We start from the raw sequence: 23,597 nt of genomic DNA, 5'->3' as shown, positions 1-23,597 counted from the left end.
CTATGAAAATTTGTTCTCGATGCATATATGACGATCGAACACCGTCCATTTCTTTTGATAGCGAAGGTGTCTGTAATTACTGCCGACAAGTAGAAAAACTCACAGAAACCTATAAAACAGGATTACCGGAAGGAGAAAAGATGCTTCTCGATATTTTATCCGAGGTGAAGGCAGAAGGAAAGGGGAATAAATACGATTGTGTAATAGGTGTAAGTGGTGGAACTGATTCCTCTTACTTATTAATTAAAGCGCTGGAGTGGGGCCTCAAACCCCTAGCCGTTCATTACGATAATACGTGGAACTCTTCCATAGCTTCAGAAAATATTAGGAAGGTCACCGGTAAGTTAAATATTGACTTATATACCTATGTAGTTGACAATAAGGAGGCAGATGATATCTTCAAGTCTTTTTTGTTGGCTGGCGTACCGGAGTTTGATGCATCTACTGATATTGGATTTGTCCAAGTACTTAGGGCAGCTGCGGCTAAATATGGGATCAAATATATACTAGAAGGCCATTCTTTTATTGCAGAGGGGGTTTCTCCACAGGGCAAAAACTACTTCGATGGAAAGTATATTGCAGATATCCATAAGAAATATGGTAAGAGAAAGTTAAAAACTTACCCAAATATGACTTTTTATCAATTTATGAAATGGGCGGTGGTTTACAGGCAAAAATTCATCAGACCCCTTTGGTATATTGATTATTCAAAACCTTTGGCAAGAAAAATCTTAGAGGATACTACGGGATGGACTTATTATGGAGGTCATCATCTGGAAAACCGATCTACGAGCTTCCTTCATACAATATATAATCCTGTCAAATTTGGAATTGATAATAGAAATTGGAGTTTATCCGCTGAGGCTCGAACAGGTGTGATTTCTCGGGACGAAGCTTTGAAAATCTATAATACACCAATAGCGCAAGATCCTGAACTAATTGAATATGTGAAAAAAAGATTGGAGCTAAGCGACAAAGATTACGAAGAGGTTATGAATGGTCCGAAACGATCATTCAGGGATTTTGAAACCTACAAAAAACGGTTTGAGAAGTTAAGGCCGATGTTTTTTGCCTTAGCAAAGGCAAATTTGGTTCCAATGAGTTTTTATTTGAAATATTGTTTTCCGATCAAATCTGATGATAACAATAGTTGATTACGGACTGGGAAATCTTGGATCTATTGGCAATATGTTTAAGAGAATTGGTGTGAAATCTCAAATCAGCAATTCGATCTCAGAAATTTCTGGTGCGGATAAAATCCTCTTGCCAGGGGTAGGTTCATTTGATCATGCCATAAATGAAATAAATCAAAGAGGATTGGCAGAGGTTTTAAATCAAAAAGCTTTGATTGACAAAGTGCCTTTTCTGGGGATTTGTTTAGGTATGCAATTATTGACTAAATCCAGTGAGGAGGGAAATCTCTCTGGGCTTGGATATGTAGATGCAAAGACCCTTAAATTTAGGTTTCCAGATAAAAAATTGAAAATACCCCACATGGGTTGGAATGTTACCAAGTTGAAAACTCCTAGTCAGCTTACTTTTGACATGGACCAGGAGGAGCAGCGTTTTTATTTCGTGCACTCCTATTATGTGAAATGTGAGAGTCCTAAAAATAGCATCGCGGAGACTATCCACGGCCTTGAGTTCAGCAGTATGATCCAAAACGAAAATATTTATGGAGCCCAGTTTCACCCTGAGAAAAGTCATCGTTTTGGTATGAAATTGTTTGCTAACTTTTCTAAAATTTAATTAATGCTTCGTACTAGAGTAATTCCAGTACTGTTACTGAAAGATTCAGTCTTAGTAAAAACGATCAACTTTAAGAAACCAAAATACATTGGAGATCCTATTAATACTTGTAGGATTTTTAATGAATTGGAGGTGGACGAACTTTCATTTCTAGATATAACAGCAAGCTTAGAAAATAGGAAACCAAATTTTGAAATGCTTGAGCGAATCAGTACGGAGTGCTTCATGCCCTTGAGCTATGGAGGTGGAATTTCTACTGTTCAGGAAGTTGAGAAAATTTTAAAAATTGGGTTTGAAAAGGTTATCATCAATACCAGCTCATTAGTAAAGCCTGAATTGATTACGCAAATAGCTAAAGTGTTTGGAAGCCAAGCAATAGTAGTTGCGGTTGACGTAAAGAAAAATTTTTTCGGAAAATATCAAGTATTCGGTACCCATGGTAAGATTAGATTTAATTATGATCCAATAGCATGGGCTAGAACTATCGAGGATTTGGGTGCTGGAGAAATTCTATTGACAAATATTGAACACGAAGGAACCTGGAAAGGTCTGGACGTAGATTTGATTAAAAAGGTGAGTGACGAATGTTCAATTCCAATCATTGCGCACGGGGGTGCTGGTTCGATTGGGGATATCACCCAAGCAGTTCATAAGGGTGGCGCTTCAGCGGTCGCATTGGGAAGCATGGTTGTATATCAACAAAAAGGAATGGGGGTTTTAATTAACTTTCCGGATCGAGTGAAATTAGAATCTGCGCTAAACTAATGGGGAAACGTCAAAATTCTAAAAGGATACTAGTTGGTTTTGGCGAGGTTGCTGGATATTTCGCCAACCTTTATGATGGTTTTGTTGCCTTAAACCAAAATGTAGGTTACATTAATAATATTAATTTTACGTTTGAGTATAATTACGATCGATCTATAAATCATAATTTTCTTAATAAGTATATTGATTTTTGTAAAAAGTACAGGAATCAACCCAATTCATTTAGAAAATTCATTTATCATCTTTATAGTTCACTAATATTACTTTTTGTAAGTATAAGATATGATGTCTTTATATTAGGATGTAATTCCACGCTTTTAGGGTATTGGGATTATAGAATTCTGAGATTTTTAAATAAAAAGATTATTTACATATCCTTAGGGAGTGATTCGAGGCCTCCATTTTTAAATGGGAAGTATAAGGATGATTCCAAGAACAATAGATTTGATATTGATCAGGTGATTGCTGAGACTCGCGTAGTAAGTGAAAAAATTAAGTTTTTTGAAAAATATGTTGATATTTTTATTAACTACCCTCAACACGCACATTTCCATTCAAAATCCTTTATAAATGGGATGAATATAGGATTCCCAACTAGAAAAGTATTAATTCCTGATTCTCCAAAGAAAAATGGTAAAGCAATTAAAATTTTGCATGCTCCTTCAAGACCAAATGCCAAAGGAACTCATTTTTTTAGGAATTTGATTTCTGAATTAAGGATAGAGGGAATATCCATTGATTTCATTGAATTAGTGAACAAAACGAATCAAGAGGTTCTTTCTGAGATTAGACGTGTAGACATAGTGCTTGATGAGTTATATTCAGATCTTCCTTTAGGTGGATTAGGTACAGAGGCAGCTATGTATGGTGTTCCGGTGGTAGTTGGAGGCTACTACGCAGATTTGGTGCAGGAAGAAACAAATTCTGGCCTAATAGCACCCTCTATGTATCTGCGACCGGACTTAGTAAAAGATGGTTTGAGAAAGCTATGTTTAGATTCTGAACTCAGAAGAAAAGTAGGAAAAGATCTCCTAAGTTTTGTGTCGAATCAATGGAGAATTGATGTTGTGGCTCAAAAATATCTTGATATTATTGACGATAATTATGATCCAAATTGGCTTTTTGATCCTAAAGATTTGAAATATATCCATGGATGGGGATTGAGTACTTACGAGCTAAAATCCAATCTATCCAGTATTGTTAATCATGTGGGAGGTCTCAGTAATCTTTGTTTGACAAACAAATCCCTTATTGAAAAAATTCGATCTCTTGAAGAGCATGATTTTCTTTATTACTCATCATCTGATAGGTATGAGTCTTTGATTGAAAATGATTAAGAAGTTAATAAAGGATGGTTCCCTTTATACACTATCTGGCTTTATATCCAGAGGAATTTCTCTAATACTTTTACCATTTTACGTTAGATTCTTAACGCAGGAAGAATATGGATTGCTTGACCTCATCTTACTTTTGGTCAACTTTGTTAATATTACCTTTTCGTTAGAGTTGACCCAAGCAATTGCTAGATTTTTACCATCTTTTCGATTTTTTAAACCGAAAGTCCATCTTATTTCGACCTCTCTTTGGATTTTAGTTGGGAGCTATAGCTTTTTTTTCCTTAGTTATATGCTTTTTAAAGAGTTCATTATTTCAAATGTTTTCCAAGTCGCTTTAGACGACAGCACTTATTGCTTAATAGGGGTATATGTGGTACTAAACGGTCTATTTTTGTTTTTTCAGAATAATCTAAGGTGGGATCTTCAGAGTTTTAAATTTAGTATTAACTCTTTGATTTATACATTTTTTAATGTTGCCTTTGTTGTTTTATTTCTCTTTAATATGAATTTGGGGATAAATGGGGTTTTGGTTGCTAACATTATCGCCAGTATAGTAGCAGTGACTGCTTCTTTTATATCTCATAGAAAATACTATACTTTTTTTATTTCTAGGAAATATGCCCGGAAGTTGATTTACTTTTCTTTTCCATTGATTTTTTCCAGTGTTTCAGTTTATTTATCACTTTATATAGATAGGATTATTATAAACCAATATCTCGGACTTTCGGAACTCGCAATTTTTGGAGTTTCGTATAGGTTCGCTTCATTGGTTGGATTAATTACACTTGGTTTTTCAAGTGCACTTACACCCTTAATCTACAATTCACCATATGCTTTTAATACTAAAAATACTTTGGCGAAGCTTTTTTATTTTTTTCTGTTAGGATCATTCCTATTTCTTTTTTTTATAACCCTTTTTGCTACTGACATCCTCTTAATCTTTACTACAGTGGAATATGTTTCAGCGAAGTATATTATGCCCGTTGTTACTGCATCAGTTATATTCTCCTCTCTTTATATTTTTTTTCCTGGGCTGACTTTAGAAGGAAGGACAAAGATATTAGCTGTAATCAATACAGTTGCTGCAGCATTAAATTTGATTCTTTGTTTAATTCTCGTAAAAAAATATGGGGTATTTGGAGTTGCAATTTCTACGTTAATAACTGCAATTTTTTCTTTTATGATAAATGTGTTTTATAGTAATAAGTTTTATGAGCAAAAAATATCTAAGCCTATTATCTTTAAAATAATAGGCTTATCCTTACTTTCATTTATCATATCATATTTTATTTCTATTAAAAACCAAAGTATTTCAGCATTTAACGAATTTTTTCTTTTAAAGATTGTTTTGTTTTTTATTATTTCCGGTGCTACCTATTGGATTTTATTTGATAAAATTAAAAATTATCAGATTTCATTAGATGATAAATAATAGTAAAAAAACAATTCATCTTATACTTTTTTCTGCTTTACATTCTTTTGATGGGGGTAGAGAAACGTGGCTGAATAATTTCATTAAAGAATCAAAAAGAAAAACATCAGACTTTGATCTAGTGGTGTATTATTTTTCAGATTCGCGTTCACAATCGGAAAGTTTGATTGATTCGGTTTATCTGTATCCAGATATTTTTAAGAAAATTGATTTGCCCAGTCATGGGAATATTTTTAAAAGTTTTTTAAGAGTACTTAAATTTCAGATTTCAGCTTTCTCTAATTTAAAAATATCTATTCAATCGGGGGATATTATCTTAGGGATTGGAAATATTCATGAAGCGTTCATTCCATTTATTTTTAATATTTTAAAATTTAAAAATAAAACGCTAAAATCAGGTGTATGGCTCAGGTCGATTTTTATTAAGCAACAGGCGGCATTAGCTGGTCCGCTTAGGCTTAAAATAATGACTGCGGTAGAAATTCAACTATTGAAATCTCTTTCTTTTATTTTGTCAAACGGTTGGGATACTTCATTATTTTATAAAAATAATTATAATATTGATAGTTATGTTATCCCAAATTCATTGGTACTGAGTAACTATAGAGATATCAAGAATGTAGATTATAAAAGTAAGGTGTTGGTGATCTCTTTTATTGGTAGGCTAAGTAAGGAAAAGGGGTTTTTTGAGTTTATGAAATCAATTGAATTATTTAATGAGCTTTACTCTGATTATAAGTCCTTAATTGAATTTCAAGTAGTTGGTAATGGTCCATTAAGACATCTTATTGAGGATGAATTGATTAATAATTTAAAATATATAGGTGTTTTAGATAATTATTTAATTCCAAATTACCTAGGTAATATCGATTGTGGGGTCGCTTTAACCTCAGCAAAGACTATTGGAGGAGGAGGTTTGTCGCATGGTTATTTAGAGTTGCTTGCATCGGGTAGAATTGCCATTGTTTGGGACAATGAAATTTATCGTCAAATTGATTGCGAAGACTCTGTGGTACTTATCGAGGAAGGTAATATTTCAGGTTTAGCGAATTCATATTTTTCGATTTTACAAAAAAAAGAGGCATACCAGTATAAAACTCAAAACGCAATTAAGCTGGCAGAATCATTTTCAATAGAAAATCATTTCAACTTATTTTGCGAGTTTATTGAGAAACTATGATTAACTCTTTATTTAGATTTCTAGCAAAAAAATTTAAAGGAGATAATTTCTCAATAGATCCGAACTTTTCAGCTTCCTATTTAATAAGTAAGCTGAACCAATTGCTTTGGAAGCAATTCCGTGGTTTTTATAATTTTCCAACTAATTATAAAAGAAAGGTTTTAGTAGGACGAGGGGTTGTGTTTGTTTCAAAATCAAAACTGAAGCTGAATGGATATGGGTACAATTTTGATAACGATTCACACATTGATGCGACATCTATCAATGGAATTAGTATGGGAAGCAATGTTTCCATTCAAAAACGTGTTATGATTGAATGCTCTGGTTCTTTATCAAAATTAGGTGTAGGTTTAGTTTTGGGGGATTGTGTAGGAATAGGATCACATAGTTTTCTAGGTTGCGCAGGTGGGATTTCTATTGGGAGTGATACAATCTTAGGGAATTTCGTGTCAATGCATAGTGAGAACCATAATTACAAGGATTTAACTCTTCCGATTAGACTTCAAGGTGTAAACAGCAAGGGGATTAGGATTGGGAGTAATTGTTGGATAGGTGCTAAAGCCACTATTCTGGATGGTGTGAACTTGGGTAATGGTTGTATTGTGGCGGCTGGGGCTGTTGTTATTGAGGGGGACTATCCTGAGAATTCTATTTTAGGCGGAATTCCTGCCAGAATACTGAAGACTAGATGATCATTAATTTTAGGAATATATTTATTTCTATATTTTTCTTTGTTTCACCTTTCGTTGATGGACTCACCGGATTTATGTTGTCCAACGGAATGTTGTCAGAGGGAAGTCTTTTCTCGCCCAGCCAGCTATTCAGATTGTTTTTGACAATTTTCTCTTTTTATTTTTTAAAGAGTTCAGAAGCGCTATTGGTGTTGACTATAACTGTTTTACTTCTAATTTTGGAATTGTCTAGTTTTTGGTTACATCAAAATTTTACGGGTTTTTTGCTTTCTATGGTATATGCGTACAAGCTGATATTTGTACTATTGGTTTTTATTATTTTACGTAAGTCGGTATCCGACAATATGATCCTGTTAAGATATTTTGTGATTGGATCATTTTTATACGCATTAATACTGGTTGTGACAGTTGTTTTGGGAGTCGGAGAATCCACTTATGCTCAGGGAGCTGGAGGTTCTAAGGGCTTTTTTGCCTCTGGGAATGGTCTTTCGGTTTTTTTGGGCGTTTCTTCTATCCTTGCCTACTATTATTATATTCAGAATAAAAGTAGAACTAAGTTGGTATATTATCTCGTAATTCTAGTTGGAACCGGTTTAGTGGGTACAAAGGCCTCTATTTTTTTTATTCTACTTAATTTCGGCGTATTTTTGTATTACAATAGAAGAGGATTATATTTTTTGGGTATAGCCATTGTTTTGCTTTTTTTTGTTTTTTTTGATCAACTAGTTTCTGTGTTTAATGTTTTATTTGAAGTTATTGTTTTTAGATATAGCGCGAGCTCTTCATTAGCTTCTTTTCTTGCAAGTGGGAGGGATGTGTACATTAGAAACGCTTTTGAAGTGTTTAACAGTTCTGGACTACATTCAATAAGATCTATCATCGGTTCAGGAATTTTTCTTTCGTTTCGTGATTATCATGATCTTAGCCTTCCTTATGATACGTTAGAGTCTGATCTGTTTGATGTTTTCTTTAGTTACGGCGCAATCGGAGTTCTATCTTACTTGCTCGTGATATTGGTTGGTATGTATGTTTCACTTAGAAAATCTCAATATTTGCTTTTCGTTGTCTGGTGTTCCCTTTGCTCTTATTCTCTTATAGCGGGACATATGTTGTTTAATTCCATGTCAAATATTGCGTTTCTGATCTTATTTATATTGATATTGCAAAGTCCAAGATTCTCAAATGAAAAGAAATATAATCGTCTTTCATCTACTTAATAATTACACGGGTAGTCCCATGATTCTTCGAAATGTTCTTCAAGAATTGGTGAGAAAGGATTATAGTGTTGAGTTGTATACCAGTGACAGCGAGGGGTTTTTATCTGGAATTGAGGATGTAAAGAGACATGGTAATTTCTATTTCAGATCTAAACTTCGCGTCATTACTTTTTTTAGTTTTTTTATAAGTCAGTTTTTTCTTTTTTTTGTAATCCTGTTTAAAAAGTATGACAGAAACTCTGTGGTCTACGTAAATACTATTTTACCTTTTTCTGGTATTTTGCTTGCGAAGGTTCGAAGATTTCCGGTCATCGTCCATGTTCATGAAGATAAGGTCAGTCCCCGTCTATTAAACTCTTTTTTATTTTTCGTCGTCAACAGACTTGCAGATCATATTGTCCTAGTCTCAAATTATTTAAGAAAAAACCATCAAAATACAGGGTCCGAAGTCAGTGTGATTTATAATTCGGTTTCTCAAGAGTTTGCATCTTACCCACGAGAAATCAAAAGCACTTGCAACAGTGTTTTCAACGTATTGATGCTTGCGTCCTTAAGACCATATAAAGGTGTAAATGAGTTTTTGTCATTGGCGAAGTCACTGAGTAATCTTACTTTTTGCCTGGTGTTGAGTGAATCTGTTAAAGACGTTTCGGATTTTGTTTCTAAGGTAGTTATTCCAAATAATATGAAAATTTTTCCTACCCAGAAAAACGTACATGTGCATTATCAACATGCGGATTTAGTTGTTAATCTCTCTGACAAAAATTCATGGATCGAAACCTTTGGGATGACCATCCTTGAAGCTATGAATTATGGCTTGCCTGTAATTGTGCCGACTGTCGGCGGTATTACAGAGTTGGTTCAAGATGGGGAAAACGGATTTTTAATTGATTCAAGCGATCTAAAAGGTTTGATCGGAAAAATCAGACTCCTCGCTTCTGAACCTGCCATTTGGAAGAAAATGAGTATTAAAAGTGTTGAAAATGCGGGCCTTTTCACGAACGAAAAATTTAAATCAGGAATTGCGGAATTGGTGGACAAATTTTTCGAAGATTAGAAAAGAGATATCATGAGTAGAAAATTAGCAATCCTTGGCATTGTGGGCGTTCCGGCAAATTATGGCGGATTTGAAACGCTCGTCGAAAATTTACTGGACCTCTTGCCTAAGTTTTACGACGTCACCGTTTTTTGTGAAAGCAAATCCTATCCCGAAAAAATAGGGATGTATAAGGGTGCGAAGCTGGTATATTTAAACCAGAAGGCCAATGGGGTTAGCAGCATAGTCTATGATGCGGTTTCTTTGCTAAGAACCTACAAAAATCAGGATTATATCTTGCTCTTGGGAGTTTCGGGTGCATTCATGATCCCGTTATTAAGACCTTTTTGTAAGGCCAAGATTATTACTCACATAGATGGATTGGAATGGAGAAGGGATAAGTGGGGTTTTTTTGCAAAGAAATTTTTGAAATTTTCCGAGCGACTTGCGGTACGCTTTTCCCACGGCGTCGTGGCAGACAACAAGCATATTCAAAACTACATTGCGCAAGAATATAGAAAATCGTCCTTCTTGATTGCCTATGGCGCTAATCATGTTAGTAAGGTAGAGCCACATCATTTTCTGAAAAAGTTTTCATTTCTCAATTCAGGATATGTGTTCACCGTGTGTAGAATTGAACCCGAAAATAACATAGAAATGCAACTTCGTGCATTCAAGGAGTGTGAAATCGGAATGCCCTATGTAGTGGTTGGCAATTGGAGTTCAAACGAGTACGGAATGAAGCTCTACCAAGAATACTCGAAGGTGCAAAACATTATTCTATACAATCCCATTTATGAGAACGAGGAATTGAACGTCCTTCGTTCCAACTGCTTCTTTTATCTGCACGGCCATAGCGCAGGCGGAACGAATCCTTCACTTGTTGAAGCGATGTATTTAGGCTTGCCTGTGATTGCCTATGGAGTCAACTACAATAGGGAAACGACCTTTGGCAAAGCGTTATATTTCGGCAGCTTTGAAGAGTTGAAAGGTATTTTGTTTCAGATTAGAGATCTGGATAGTGATCAGATGAAGCTTGATCTTGCCAAACTGGCGAAGAAAAATTATTCTTGGCGGGCCATTACCAAAAAGTATGTCGCCATGTTGGAATCTCTCTGATGCTGAGCAAGGAGAAACTTTTGTTTGTCTTTTTGTTTTGGCTGCTACCATGGCAAATACATGGACAAATTATCCCCGCCGGATATCCAGTGTTGGAAGAGGTAGCTCGAAGACAAAATTTGATTGACGAAGGATTTAAAAACTATTCCTTTGCCCTGCGACCAGTCAGAGTGAGCGAAGGCAACCTTTTTTTTGAAGAGACAGCTGTCGAGACTGATTCAATCGAGAAAAAGGTCTACAACCCGAAAAAGTGGAAGACTGCTGACTTTAAGATTCTTCCAGTTATGAATACCTCGGTGTATAATTCCAATCGTCCTTTTGGCTGGGGAAATTCTGCAATGTTGAATGGCGCAGGTTGGCAAAACCTGCTCTCCTTCGGAATCTTCGCCAGATTGTCAGTTTTGCAAATTCAAATCAGTCCAGAATTTGTAAATAGCCAGAATAGCCGTTTTCAGGGATACGGGGGTAGTTTTTTTTATAGCGTGAATTTTGAGCGTTTCAGATATTGGAATTATGGAGACAACCCAGAGTACTTTGGTGATTCCTATGCCAATTTTGTGACACCAGGCCAGTCTTTCATCTCTTTAAATCTTGGAAAGGTGGAAGCTGGAGTGGGCACACAAAACATTTGGTGGGGTCCGGGGCAATTTACCAGCTTGATATTTTCAAACAATGCGAGGGGAATGCCCCACGCATTTTTGAGAACTTCTGCCCCTGTCAATATAGGAATCGGTCATCTGGAGGGCGAGATCATCGCCGGTAGAGCTGAAGATTCAGGACTCAAGCCTTCGCAAAACAGCGAATTGAACAACTCATATTTTCGTGATTTTTCAGGAGATTGGCGTTATGTAAGTGGGATTTCAATCACCTATCAGCCTAGCTTCTTAAAGGGCTTTTTTTTAGGGTTTAACAGGACCTTTCAACAGTACAACGAGAATGTAGAAAGCACACTACAAGGCAGATTTCCAATTTTTGAATCATTTCAAAAAGAGAAGTTTTTTGAGGACGGACACTCGGTGGCTTACGACGGACTCGCCCAAGATCAGCAGGTTTCTGTTTTTTTTAAATTTAAAATTCCCAAGGGGAAGTTTGAATTTTATTCTGAATTTGGAAAACGTGACCATAGTTACAATTGGCGGGAATTCATTCTGAATCCAGAACATGCCAGAGCATATTTGTTTGGTTTTACAAAATTGATTACCCTATCTAAATCTAAATCAAACGAATTTCTTCAGATAAGAGGCGAGGTAATACATCAGTCTGAGTCAATCAATAGATATATAAGGTATGAGGTGGTAGGCAGCTATAATGCCACTTGGCACACCCACCACCAAGTGAGAGGATTTACAAACTACGGAGAAGCTATGGGGGTGGGGATAGGAGTGGGTGCCAACGCCCAGATTTTGGAAATCGCAAAAGTAAATAACTTAAACAAGTTGGGATTGCTATTTCAGCGGATAGAGAATCACCAGGATTTTTACTATGGTGCATTTGGAGACAATCCTGAGAGACAGCCTTGGATCGATTTTAGTTTGGGTTTACTGTGGGATCAGCAATGGAACCGATTTATCGTAAGTAGCAAGGTACAGTTTATTAAAGGCCGAAATTACCAATGGCAGACAGATTCAAGCACCAGCGTTGATTTTCCCAGTGGAGAAAATTTGAATTCGTTCTCAGCTCAAGTCAGCTTGATCTATTCACTTTATAAAAGGTAGAGGTTGTGAGTGTTTTTAGTCCGGAGCCTATTCAATTTTTCTTTTGACGGAAAACACTCCGGTGTTTCCGCGGCGTCAAATTTCTCCTTCGCAAATCTCCATACGGGGGGTAAGCCGTAGGGAGCGGGAGTTTTAAAAGGATGACTTTACTGATCCCTTCGCAGACTTTTCCACTTGGAAAAAATTTGTAGTCTGTTCACGGAAATTCTTAATCGGACTGTTTATAAGTCCAAAAAAAATGGCCTCCGGATTCCGGAGGCCTTTTATTTTAGGCTTGCGCCCGATTTAAGACTTAACACTGTTCAAATTTCGGAGAAAAACACTGAGCAAAAAATACCCTATACAGGGTATTTTTTGCTCTTTTTTAGGAATCCTCTTTGCCATTTAGCAAATTTTTCTTAAAAAAATTATTCAATCTAAGGCACTTCTTTGAAATTTTTAAATAACTTGATTGATGGTTCACGTTTGCAAAAGTGCCTTTAATTTGCCGGAAAGCAACTGTACTATTTGTCTGATTCTCCTGGTTCGGATCTTTTATGCGGATGTCAACAAAATATTCAATTAATATTGGCCTCGAGAAGGCACCCCTTCATCCAGTAAATTTGGCGATACCGCTAATTGACAGCTTTTTTTTTAAGTGTTCTTCAAGACACTGTTTTCTTTTTGGAAATATTGATGGGAAAAAAAAATTATCGGCTCCGTTTAGGAATAGCGTTTGCTTTAAAGTGGGTAGTTTTTATTTACTTTGCACGCAAATCAGTCGCCCCCTTAGGCAAATAATTCTTACATTCTTAAAATCCTAATTTATCAAAAGATGAAACAATCCTTGTTCGCCTTTTCTCTGAGAAAAACCCTGTTTCTGGCACTGTTTGCCATGTTGGCTATGGGTGCTTGTAAAAGTAAAAAGAAGGCCGTACAGCCTACCCCACCTCCTGCACCTACCGAAGAGGTAGTTAAGCCGACTCCTCCGCCAGCTCCAGTGCGATCTGCGGAAGAGGTAGCTGTCGAAAAGCTTGAGAATTATTTCAATGCAGTAGCAGGCGCAGGCAGTGTTAATGCTGCCAACCAGACTATTCAGGAAACGCTTGCCATGTTTTCCAATCAGGAAACTCCAGTATTGATCGTGATTCACGAAGAGAACGGCATCAAAGATTACGATGAGCCGACCACTATCAAGAAGTATCTTGATTATCTGAAGGACACCAAGAAAAATCTCAACTACATCTCGGATATCAGAATGGATGCTAGCGGTAAAGTGTCTGAGCTGGAATTGAGAAGAAAATAAGTACTACCTGAAAATCTGAATTAACATGAAAAATAAATTTATTCTCTTCCTGGCTTTGTTTCTTTCGGCTTCCGTCGCTGTGATGGCTCAGGACAACATCAGCCCTGCCCGCAAGCAGGCAATTGATTCCCTTGCTTTGGAAAAAGTAAAAGATCTCTCCAAATACATCTCTATCATCGGCAGCAAGGAGACACAATTCTCCGAAGCTAACCGCGTTATGGATAGAGCTGAGGAGCTTTTCTCTCCAGGTGCGGAGATGGGTGTTTCCTCCATCAATACCCAAGAAATCGCATACTATAAGGTGAGAAGATATTTTGAGCGCTTGATGGCTCTCAACTATGACCGAGTAAATATCTCTTGGTATGACATCCAGTACATCTCTGATTTGGAGAGACAGCCTGATGGCCGCTATGTAGGGGTAATCACTGTCTATCAGAGATTTGAAGGTACTTCAATCGAAACAGGCATGAACTACAAAGACACTACCAAAAAGGATATTACTATCTACGTAGAGAAAAAGCAAACTCAAATTGCTGGTCGTACGATTGAATTTTGGGACGTCATGTTAGGTGACGTGAGAGTGACTGAAACCTCCGCATGAGAAAAATCTTTCTGATCATTGCATTCTTTACTGCAATTATCTCTAATGTTCCGGGGCAAGGCTTAGGCAGCCCCGGAACTATTAAAGATGACGGCAGACTTTCCGCTTCCACAAAGCAACTCAATCAATTTTTTAGAAGATTCAACGGGGAAGAGTCCGTTGACGGAACCGTCCGCTTTTACCCAGAAGACTCACTTTACAGGAATACTCCACTTAGAAAGGGCTTTTTGAATGTCCTTTTCGACAATCAGACCTCCTCTGTTTCCCCAGATCTGAAAGATCAGTTTATTCAAACTGTGCTTTCCGAAGTATATCCGCATTACCTGAATTTTCACAGGGAAGGGTGGTATGCCGAGGTGGAGACCCAATTTATCTTCAAAGGCAAACGTGAAAAAGTAACCCTGATCATGAAACTCCAGGCAGAAAGGCTGGGATATGAATGGGTGATCGACAAGGTTGTCTTTGCGCCCTTTAAAGAACTTTTTAATAAGCCTGTCGGAGAACAAAAGGATTTTCTGCACCCACTTAGCCATGAACTGGGCTTTATGAATCTCCGTAGGGCATTTCAGGACTCTAATTTGCCAGAGTCTTTTACTGCCAATTCCTATGAGCCAGACTATCTGGCAATCTTCTTGTATGAGATGAAGCAAAACAATCTTCGATTTGAAACCGTCACGGGCCTGAAGTTTCATTTCTTCCAGGTTCAGGGCTGGTACTTCGAAGTCAACCAATTTAACCGTCCCGGATTTAATACAGGCTGGCTGGTTTCCAATCTGGTCAGACTGGGCCCGGGGGACAAAGAGACCATTCTCAAGTACATCTATGACCAGGAATAAATATTGCCTTCTTTCCGGCTTCCTCTTTTTGCTTCATTTCTCGCTCGGTGCTCAGACGATCAAAGGGTATACCAAGGAGGAGGTGCAAGAGTATTCTGCAAAAGTGGAAGACCAAGTGAGATTTTTGGAATATCTGCTCAATACCGTGGGTAATGCGGAGACTTCTCCTAGGGACAAAGACATCATCATCCGCGAGAGTTACCTGAAAATTTTCCGAGATGCAAAAGTCCAGGTCGAGGACGATCTGCTGCTCGATCGTAAAGTAGTGACCAATAAGGACGTCACCGCTTACTTGAAGGATATTGAGTTTTTCTACAAAAATGTCGAATTCAAATTCAAAATCAGGGAAGTTAAACCTGCTCAGAAAGAAAATGGGGAGGTGTTTTTTCTTGCTTCTCTGGATCGAACGATCACAGCTACCGCACTTTCGGGAGACAAAGTAACGAACACCAAACCACGATTTGTGGAGGTGAATCTACTGGACAAGTCTCAGGAACTGAAGATCGTCAGCGTGTATACGACCAAAGTCAGCCGGGATGAGGAGTTGACGGCTTGGTGGTCGGCGCTTGATTCGGCTTGGCAAACCTACTTTAAAGGCAGATTCAATATGGCGCTGCCGGATTCTGTTGAACTCGAGTCGCTTTATCGTTTTGTTGGGGTGGATTCTCTGAATATTTCGGGAAACACTTCGATCGTCGACTTGAAAGCGCTATCGGAGCTTCGAGAACTGAAGGTGATGGACATTTCCAATACGGCCATTACGGATCTGAGTCCGATATCCAATGTCACTTTCCTGGAAAGTCTCAACCTGACCAATACGCAGACTTCCGATATTCAGTTTATCAAGTATTCAGATCGGCTGAAGCACTTGGATATTTCCAATACGGGAATTGACGATATTTCTCAGTTGCTCAACCTAAAAAGCCTGATTTCACTCAAAGCAGAAAACACCTCAATCATGAGTTTTGCGGTGTTGAATGAGTTCAAAAACCTGACAAATCTCAACCTTGCGGGTTCTGGATTTAACAATTTGGAAAACATCAAAGATCTCGACAAGCTGGAGAGCCTGAATCTCAGTGGGAATTACATGATCAATTTCTCGGCGCTGTCAGGCCTGTCTTCCTTGAGGAGCTTGGATCTATCCCTATCCAACCTGCAGGATCTTAGTGCTTTGAAGGAATTGAAAAATTTGGAGCAGTTGGATATTTCGGGCAGTCAGGTCGCAGATATTTCACCTTTGGAATCTCTACCGAATCTGAAGAAAATATCGGCAGATGAAACCAAACTTACTGTGGCTGCTGCTGATAACTATGTCCGCAAAAAACCAGACGTACTGCTAATCCACCACGTCAAAGATCTGGAAAGCTGGTGGGCGGGACTTTCTTCGGAATGGAAGGAAGCGCTTAAAAGGAATAATCCGCGGATTTCCAGCGATTCACCGGGCATCGAGACGCTGACTCAGACGGTTACCTTGGCGGTGTTGAACCTCGACAGTGCCGAAGTTGCTGATCTGATACCGATTACCAGATTTGTGAATCTTGCCGAGCTCGATTTTTCTAACAACCCGGTGACTGATCTTTTGCCGCTGAGCGAAGTCAAAACTTTGGTCAAACTGGTAGGAAAAAATACCAGGGTGGCTGACCTGAGGATTCTTCGTGACAACGAACTATTGGAGCATATCAATTTGGAAAATAGCCCAGTCACCAGCATAAAAGTCACAACCTATTTGCCGGAATTGACTTATCTCAATGTAAATGGATCTGAGATAGCTGTGGAGGAAGTGCCAGAAGTGCTGATCCAGAAACCGGAACTGATCTTGGTGTACCGTACAGACGCACTCAAATCTTGGTGGAACGAATTGGATTCTTCTTGGAAAAAAGTCTTCAAGGATAAATTCTCTGTGGGCGAAGATCCTACTACGGAACAACTCCATCAGATGACCAGCCAGCCGGATTTGAAGTTGGAGCGGGTGAATGTTCCAGATTTGACGCCTCTTGCGATCTTTGACAATCTGCGAGGACTCGAGGTTTTTGATGCTCCGATCTCTTCGGTGGCCCCTCTCAGTGGAATGAGTTTACTTGTCAGGCTCAAGCTTTCTCAAGTTCCTGTGACGGACTTTCTGCCGATTTCCGGTCTAACCTCGCTCGAGGAGTTGGATCTCTCTAACACTGGGATTGAGGAGCTGGATCCTGTCAGTAGTCTGCGAGCTTTGAAAAAGCTCAATATATCTGGTACGAATTTGAAAACCCTCAAAGGTTTGGAAAACCTGACATCCTTGGAAGAATTGGATGTAGCAAGTACCAATCTGAGATCGCTAAAACCCTTGGACGGCATTTCCAGCCTGAAGAAGCTCAGTTGCTTCAACACCAGACTGAACAGCCGGGCAGTGGATTCCTTTAAGTCCGCTCATCCAGAATGCGAAGTAAGATTTTATTAAGGCCTACGCTAAATCTGTTGAATTGATTGACGACCTGTCCGGTTTCAGAAACCCGACAGGTTTTTTTTTGAACGAAGGAGCGAAGTGGTCTGGCAGTGTGGAGACAAAAAAAAGTGTTATCCGGTCATGAAGGATAACACTTTCCGTACTAACCGAACCGAGGTTCGATACACACTTGCAGCACATCTTAAAAAATGTCGGGAAGCTTCCCGACTGGCTTCAAAAATTTACCCGCATACGGCGGTAACTTTAATTCAAAGGGAAAAAAAGTGTTTAAAAAAGTCCCTTTGATAATTTCTAGAAAAAATATTGAGAAAAGTTGCTTAATCACCCTGATCAAATGTACATATAGGAAGGTTCAGAAAAATACCCTGTACTGGGTATTTTTTGGGATAATGGATTAAAAGTTTTCCACATTTTAACATTATTTCGAGATCGATTTTAATCTATCCAATAATTCGGTTTCAGACTCCATAACGTTTACAGTCGGATGATTTAGTAGCGTTTAAATCAAAGAAAGAAACGGAATTTGGTTATCTATATCCAAAGCGGAAGCCGAAACTATCTCTTCTTTTGAACCATTGTGGAGGTTCCTTTTTCGTGGATGATTTCCTTACCATCCACACTTAGTTCTTATTTTCGAGAATGGTTAAACTCTTGGCGAGTGCATCTGTGGTGTGTATTCTTATAGTATTGGCGGGAGTCAACCGTGGATTCGATATTTCGGATGAAGGCTTGTATGTGTTGCTAGCTGATCCACTCCAGAACAATATTGCCGGGATTTTCAATTACGACTTATTTTTCAAACTCTTTTTCCAAATTACCGGGCACTCCTTTTCATTGGCTGAGCTCCGGATTATCCGCTTGATCAGCTATTTTGTCGGCGCGCTGGCATTGGCTGGTTTTTGGAAAAATATTCAAGAAGAATCCCGATTGAGCGCGGAGATCTTCTGTATCGCTTTTTTGGGACTCTTAGTGGGCTATGCTTTTCTACCACCAAGTCTTTCCTACAATTCGTTGACGGTGGTGCTGGTTTGTTGCTGGTTGAAGCTGATCTCTCAAAAGCAACTGTCGCTGAAATCATTACTTCTGCTCGGGCTTGTTTTGGGTTTTCTGGTTTATATCAAGGTTTCCCTGGCTTTGATTCTTTTCCCGCTGACTATTGGTATTTTATTTCTGGGAAAAAAAGGGAAGCCAATCCTGTTTGTCGCAATGCTTATTCCCTTTCTTCTTCTGGAATTGGTATTCTTGATGGTTTTAAATGAAAATGTGGTCGATAGGTTGCAGGAAGGAATCCCCCTAAATTCTCTCAGACCCGGATACCAATTGAAGACGATGCTTCTGAGTATCGGAGTAGGAGGGTTTTGGATCCTGATTTCGGGCTTGCTTGGTTTTGCTTTGGGCTATTTCAACAAGAAGAAAAGCTCATTTTTGCCGGCCGTTAAGATCATCGGCGTCTATGGCTTTGCGGTAATTTGCTATGTGACTCACATTACCGACGAATGGAATCATTTAATTCTATTGGTTTCATCGGTGCTTTTCGGGTTTTTTGTAGGTGAGGGGGACTTTAAGCTCATTCGGGTAAATCTTTGGGTTTTACTTCTGCTGGCGTTGCCTTTTTTGCTTCACTTCGGAAGCAATGTTTATTGGTTGCGAATCGGAGTCCACTATTGGGTTTTTTGGATCCTGGCACTCAGATGGATGTTGAAATTCCCTTATTGGGAGATGAATTTTGGACTGTCTGCTTTGGCAATCTTGTTGGTGTTCAACGGAATCTGGTGGCATCCCTTTGGTCAGAACAGCTCGCTTTGGAAGAAGACAACAGTCTGGAACAGAAACGAGCGGGAGACCCTGTATTTGGATCCCGAGTTGGTGGCAGTGTTGAACGGGATTAAAAAGTCAACGATCAACGACCATTCCAAGCCACTTTTGGCGGCATATCGTATTCCGGGACTAATTTGGCTTTCCGGACTTCAAACTCCTTATTCTCCAGGAATCTGGGATAAAAGCCAGCTTACCGATTTTTTTGAATTTGAACCCGGAAAAATGATCTATAACGGGCTGGATAGCTTGCCTGAAAACTGGCATTTTACTCACCGTCAAAACTTAGGAGTTTATCAGGCAGATTCACTGTTATTGCTATGGGATTGACGAGTAGGGAACGGTTTGTTTTAGTTTGGACTTTGTTGGGTGCGGTCGGAGTGATTGTCATCTGGTTTCTTCCGTGGCGATTTCAAGTAAATGACGACGAGATCATGATGTGGCTGGTTTCTGGAGCGTATACCGGCACGCCTGAAACTTACGCGGTATTTATTCACCCCGCGTTGAGTTGGTGCTTTGCCAAACTCTATACCCTAGCGCCTGAGATGAAATGGTATCCAGCTTGTTGGTTTTTGGTGATGTATTTGAGTTATCTGGGATACTTGCGTTTGATTTGGGCGAAGGTCCAGGACCACCTGTCTGCACAGGTTTGGTCTTTGTTTTCGCTGTGTTTGCTTGTTCATTTCCTGTTTTTTCTACAATTCTCTATCGTTTCTGCCTTTGCCATTTCAGCGGGTTTCGCCAATAGATTTGGGAGGGAGTCGGCGGAGAATTCTCTTTATTTTGGATTATACGTTACCGATCTTTTATTACTCATCGGCTTTCTGATCAGACCCGAAGTACTCTTTCTTTTTTTGGCGGCTTACCTGGTATTGAATCTCTTAACCGTTCGAAACCTTCACCTGCTCAAGCGCCTTGCACTTCCAGCATTGATTCTTGTATTGGGGTATGGCCTTTCCCAATGGTGGATCGAAGCCTCCGGCCTGGGAGAATTTCAGCGAACTAATACGCTGCGATCCCAGGTTTTTGACCATCCGATGTTACAATTGTACAAGGATGAATATAGAGTGACTGATCCTGACTTGTACCATTTCGCCAATGGCTTGATGGATTTTGGCAGGGACAATGAACTAGATGGAAATTTGGAATCCTGGAAAAGCAAACTTGACGAGCAAAGGGGCGTCAAGTTTGGAGTAGGTTTTCTCGCAAGTAATCTGACAACCTATATCAACCATGAGCGCTTTTTTATCGGGTTGATGGGTTTGTTTGTTGCATTTTCACTTTTCCTCCACTGGAAACTGGCAATGAGATTTTTTTTGGTTTTGGGGATGATTGTGTTGCTCTTGTCACCTTTTTTTCTGCTTAAAATCCAAATTTACGCCCTTGTTTTCCTGGCGTATTTCTCATCTAGTCTAAGCCAGACCCGTAGTGAGAGATTTTCAAGAGTCCCAATGGTGGGAATAATGTTTACGCTACTTCTGGCGATGGCCAACCATTTATATTCTTATACAAAAAGTAGTCAAAACCGTCGCCCTGACAAGAATCTCAACGTTCAGATTACTTCGATTCAAGAGCAAGGACATAGGGAAGTCTATTTGATCGGGGCCGGAAATCTATACACGGATCTCCTTTTTCAAAAGCCGCTACCTTTCAAAACATTCGGTTGGCCGACTTTGCTAGAAAAGTACAGGGGCGTGAACGTTAGTTCAGAGAGAGTCTATTTGGTTGACTCCGCCACCTTTGCGAGCAATTCAGCTTACTTCGATTCCGAAATCCAAATACCCAGTACTTCCGACCAAGTCCTTTTGGTGTACAAATGATGAAGTGGTTTTTAAGACAGATATTTCTCCGAAGGTTTGATCTCTTTGTTCTGGGATTTTACTTCTCCACCCTGGTTTTTTTGATTACCAGCTTGCCATACTACGTGGATGTCAAATCTCACAATCTTCTTCTCGTAGAATATCTTGAGGCAGGTTTTTTTCCATTGCCTCCCGGCTACTATGCACTGATTTATTTGGTGGATTTGCTCATTCGAATCAAATATCCCTTTGTTGCCAGCTCTGCGATTGTATTGACATTTTTCTTTTGGTGGAAATATAGACTGATCTATTCCTGGTTTAGGGCGTCGCTGCCGGAATTCAGAGACACTCTGGTTTTTTCACTTGTCTTTTCATTTCTCGTGGTCAGTCCTATTTACATTCCCGCTATCGATGGCACGCTGTGGTATTTGGGGAAATTCACGCAGACCATCTGGCATAATTCCACCTTGATCTGTGTATTTCCGTTCTGCATTATCTTGGTCAAAAAGACCTTCAACTGGCTCGAATCGAAAGATGTTAAGGACGTCTTCCCCATCTTGGCATTTGGTCTGGTGATACTCTTGATCAAACCCAGTTTTCTTTTCGCGTATGTTCCAACCCTTCCCTTTTACCTTTTCCTTCGTGAAAGAAAAATTTCCATGTCCTTGATCCTGTCTTTTGGAATCGGGATTGTTTTTTTTCTTTTGATTTTGTTGGAAAAGCACCTGATCTTCAATTGGGATCCGATGTTAGCAGAGCTGTACACCGAAGAGGAAAAATCCCAGGTCGTGCTAAGCCCTTTGAAAGTTTGGCGCCATTTTTCGTACGAGCCGGTTTTTGATTTTATTTCCAGTTTTCCACTCCTTATCCTGTATTTGGCTTTTTGGCAAAAGCGGGCATTTGACTCGCAATTGTTTTGCTTCTCCCTGATCTTATTGTTTTTCGCTTTGGCTATTTTTCTGCTGTTCGCTGAGACAGGCTATAGAGAATTCCATGGGAATTTCTATTGGCAGATCCCAATTGCGCTCTTATTATGTCATTTGAGTATTGTACTTACCGTCTCCAGAGAATTCTTGGACAGTGGAAGAAAGTATAGCGGCAAGGTTGTAGTCTTGTTTTTGATTTACCTGATTCAAGTCGTTTGGGGAGTGGGTTATTGGCTGAGAATCTTCTCGGACTTTATCGTGAGCTGAGCCTTGTCCAACTTGAAAATATGGATTGGAGCTGCCATTGGGATAGAATAGTAGGGTAGAATATACCGGATTTGCTGTTTTTTGGAAGTCAAAACCGGTACCTCGGTGATCTGGTATTCGTTGAGAATTGTGGTGTCAACATACACCAAGGGCGCATCCAGATTTTCGATTTCTTGGAGGATGGTATCTGGAATTGAGAGGACGTTCGGATGCGTCCGAAAATTCATCAGCGTCTGCTGAAGCGGTAGAATTAGGATAAAGGATAAAAGGCTTAGCGAGGTTAGCCCGATCGCAGGATGGCGGTTTCGAGAATCTGAAACCATCCCCAAATTCAAAAAAAATGTCAGGGGGGCGTACATCCTTAATTCTGTCCAGGCATAATTCTTATAGAGTATCACGTTGAACGCAATCATACTGAGAAGAACGATCACTCCAAATCCGATCAGCTTGCTTTTTCTAAATAGCAATGCGGAAACGATCAGAGATCCTGCGATCCACAGCTTCTGAACCGTGTAAAAAAGTCCTTCCGTGTAGGTAAAGGCAAAATAGATGTTACGCTTTAAATTGAAAAAGACAGCATCCAGTCCGGCAAAGAGCCCTTGTTTTGCAATCATTTCTCCCAAACCGGAAAACGTGTTTGGCACCTGCTCATGGAGGAAGTGCTGGTATAAAAACGGCAGGATCAATCCCAATATGAAATAGAAAATTTTAGCAAGGCCCTTGATCGGGCCGGATAATAGGATCAGTCCGAAAAACGCGAAAAACCAGGTGCTTCGGATAGATCCAAGGATAAGAACGTAAGTAGATAAGACAAGGAAGTCAGTCAGACTTTTCGTCGAAAGATAGCGCTGCAGGATGAGGTACAAGCCAATCGCGCCGGCAATCTGGATCAGTTCCGGGAGGTAGGTGATCGCGTAGAATAGGGTGATAGGACTTCCAAGAATCAATAGGCAATGAAGTGGTTTTGTCTCCAGGCTGGCTTCTTTGCTCCACAGCAGCATCAGAATTGCCAAAATCAAAATGCTTCCATTGACGATAGGGATAGTCAATCCATTCCATCCGATGAGTTTTGCGATTGCTCCGTAGAGGAGTGGGTAGGCGGGGCCATGCGCGTCTGCACCGAGAAGTCTAGCACCATTTCCGCTATAGGTGAAGGAGGCTTTCAGGCTATGGGTTAGGTAGTAGCTCTCTGAGTTTTTGAAATAAAAAAATTCGTCCCCGTAGTAGGGGGAGTAGCTAGTTCCCAAAAAGGAGAAAAAATAAACATAGACTGCCAATATCCCCCCCAACAGAATCAGCGGACCATATACCTTTCCCAATTTCCCAATAGTCATTTAAAAACAGCTTATTCCGCCGGCAAATCCGGGAATTACCGGCAGCAAA

19 protein-coding genes are annotated in these 23,597 nt (G+C 39.4%); 18 read left to right on the top strand and 1 reads right to left on the bottom strand.

Going from position 1 to position 23,597, the window contains the following annotated elements; translation table 11 throughout:
• Positions 1-2: 2 nt before the first annotated feature.
• The 18 genes from ABD031_RS19850 to ABD031_RS19765 all read left to right on the top strand — a co-directional run bounded on the left by ABD031_RS19850 (position 3) and on the right by ABD031_RS19765 (position 22,214).
• A complete protein-coding gene (locus tag ABD031_RS19850; protein ID WP_343854507.1) occupies positions 3-1,154 on the top strand; it encodes an N-acetyl sugar amidotransferase in 1,152 nt (383 codons plus the stop codon).
• On the top strand, positions 1,138-1,749 hold the full coding sequence (gene hisH, locus ABD031_RS19845; protein ID WP_343854505.1) for an imidazole glycerol phosphate synthase subunit HisH: 612 nt from the start codon (positions 1,138-1,140) through the stop codon (positions 1,747-1,749). Before ABD031_RS19850 ends, hisH begins: the two co-directional genes overlap by 17 nt.
• A 3-nt stretch (positions 1,750-1,752) precedes the next feature.
• The gene (locus ABD031_RS19840) at positions 1,753-2,514 is read left to right on the top strand and encodes an AglZ/HisF2 family acetamidino modification protein (protein ID WP_343854503.1); all 762 of its coding nucleotides are present in this window, start codon (positions 1,753-1,755) and stop codon (positions 2,512-2,514) included.
• Complete coding sequence (locus ABD031_RS19835) at positions 2,514-3,851, top strand: glycosyltransferase family protein (RefSeq protein ID WP_343854502.1); 1,338 nt, start codon at positions 2,514-2,516, stop codon at positions 3,849-3,851. The genes ABD031_RS19840 and ABD031_RS19835 overlap by 1 nt, the downstream gene beginning before the upstream one ends.
• Positions 3,844-5,283, top strand: a complete 1,440-nt coding sequence (locus ABD031_RS19830) for an oligosaccharide flippase family protein (protein WP_343854500.1) — start codon at positions 3,844-3,846, stop codon at positions 5,281-5,283. The genes ABD031_RS19835 and ABD031_RS19830 overlap by 8 nt, the downstream gene beginning before the upstream one ends.
• Complete coding sequence (locus ABD031_RS19825; RefSeq protein ID WP_343854499.1) at positions 5,273-6,463, top strand: glycosyltransferase; 1,191 nt, start codon at positions 5,273-5,275, stop codon at positions 6,461-6,463. Before ABD031_RS19830 ends, ABD031_RS19825 begins: the two co-directional genes overlap by 11 nt.
• Positions 6,460-7,155, top strand: coding sequence for an acyltransferase (locus ABD031_RS19820; RefSeq protein ID WP_343854497.1), 696 nt, complete (start codon positions 6,460-6,462; stop codon positions 7,153-7,155). Before ABD031_RS19825 ends, ABD031_RS19820 begins: the two co-directional genes overlap by 4 nt.
• A complete protein-coding gene (locus ABD031_RS19815) occupies positions 7,152-8,372 on the top strand; it encodes a hypothetical protein (RefSeq protein ID WP_343854495.1) in 1,221 nt (406 codons plus the stop codon). The genes ABD031_RS19820 and ABD031_RS19815 overlap by 4 nt, the downstream gene beginning before the upstream one ends.
• Positions 8,338-9,429, top strand: coding sequence for a glycosyltransferase family 4 protein (locus tag ABD031_RS19810; protein ID WP_343854494.1), 1,092 nt, complete (start codon positions 8,338-8,340; stop codon positions 9,427-9,429). The genes ABD031_RS19815 and ABD031_RS19810 overlap by 35 nt, the downstream gene beginning before the upstream one ends.
• Positions 9,430-9,441: 12 nt before the next feature.
• Positions 9,442-10,527, top strand: coding sequence for a DUF1972 domain-containing protein (locus ABD031_RS19805; RefSeq protein ID WP_343854493.1), 1,086 nt, complete (start codon positions 9,442-9,444; stop codon positions 10,525-10,527).
• Complete coding sequence (locus ABD031_RS19800; RefSeq protein ID WP_343854490.1) at positions 10,527-12,242, top strand: capsule assembly Wzi family protein; 1,716 nt, start codon at positions 10,527-10,529, stop codon at positions 12,240-12,242. The genes ABD031_RS19805 and ABD031_RS19800 overlap by 1 nt, the downstream gene beginning before the upstream one ends.
• Positions 12,243-13,056: 814 nt before the next feature.
• A complete protein-coding gene (locus ABD031_RS19795; RefSeq protein ID WP_343854487.1) occupies positions 13,057-13,527 on the top strand; it encodes a nucleoid-structuring protein H-NS in 471 nt (156 codons plus the stop codon).
• 25 nt (positions 13,528-13,552) lie between these two features.
• The gene (locus ABD031_RS19790) at positions 13,553-14,128 is read left to right on the top strand and encodes a hypothetical protein (RefSeq protein WP_343854486.1); all 576 of its coding nucleotides are present in this window, start codon (positions 13,553-13,555) and stop codon (positions 14,126-14,128) included.
• Positions 14,125-14,964 carry a hypothetical protein gene (locus tag ABD031_RS19785; protein WP_343854485.1) on the top strand — a complete coding sequence of 280 codons (840 nt, stop codon included), beginning with the start codon at positions 14,125-14,127 and terminating at the stop codon, positions 14,962-14,964. Before ABD031_RS19790 ends, ABD031_RS19785 begins: the two co-directional genes overlap by 4 nt.
• Positions 14,951-17,401 (top strand): leucine-rich repeat domain-containing protein, encoded by a 2,451-nt coding sequence (locus ABD031_RS19780; protein WP_343854483.1) that lies wholly within the window; start codon positions 14,951-14,953, stop codon positions 17,399-17,401. The genes ABD031_RS19785 and ABD031_RS19780 overlap by 14 nt, the downstream gene beginning before the upstream one ends.
• Before the next feature lie 645 nt (positions 17,402-18,046).
• A complete protein-coding gene (locus ABD031_RS19775) occupies positions 18,047-19,552 on the top strand; it encodes a hypothetical protein (RefSeq protein ID WP_343854481.1) in 1,506 nt (501 codons plus the stop codon).
• The gene (locus tag ABD031_RS19770) at positions 19,543-21,042 is read left to right on the top strand and encodes a hypothetical protein (RefSeq protein ID WP_343854479.1); all 1,500 of its coding nucleotides are present in this window, start codon (positions 19,543-19,545) and stop codon (positions 21,040-21,042) included. Before ABD031_RS19775 ends, ABD031_RS19770 begins: the two co-directional genes overlap by 10 nt.
• Positions 21,042-22,214 carry a hypothetical protein gene (locus ABD031_RS19765; protein ID WP_343854478.1) on the top strand — a complete coding sequence of 391 codons (1,173 nt, stop codon included), beginning with the start codon at positions 21,042-21,044 and terminating at the stop codon, positions 22,212-22,214. Before ABD031_RS19770 ends, ABD031_RS19765 begins: the two co-directional genes overlap by 1 nt.
• On the opposite strand, the gene ABD031_RS19760 is transcribed toward ABD031_RS19765, so the two are convergent.
• Entirely contained in the window at positions 22,175-23,548 is a 1,374-nt protein-coding gene (locus ABD031_RS19760; RefSeq protein WP_343854477.1) for a hypothetical protein, read from the bottom strand. The two genes, ABD031_RS19765 and ABD031_RS19760, sit on opposite strands and share 40 nt — an antisense overlap.
• Positions 23,549-23,597 lie beyond the last annotated feature (49 nt).

The organism is Algoriphagus jejuensis (genome assembly GCF_039523455.1).
Classification (GTDB): Bacteria; Bacteroidota; Bacteroidia; order Cytophagales; family Cyclobacteriaceae; genus Algoriphagus; species Algoriphagus jejuensis.
Note: the sequence above shows the minus strand (reverse complement) of the source record. Positions and strands in the feature narration are given on the sequence as shown.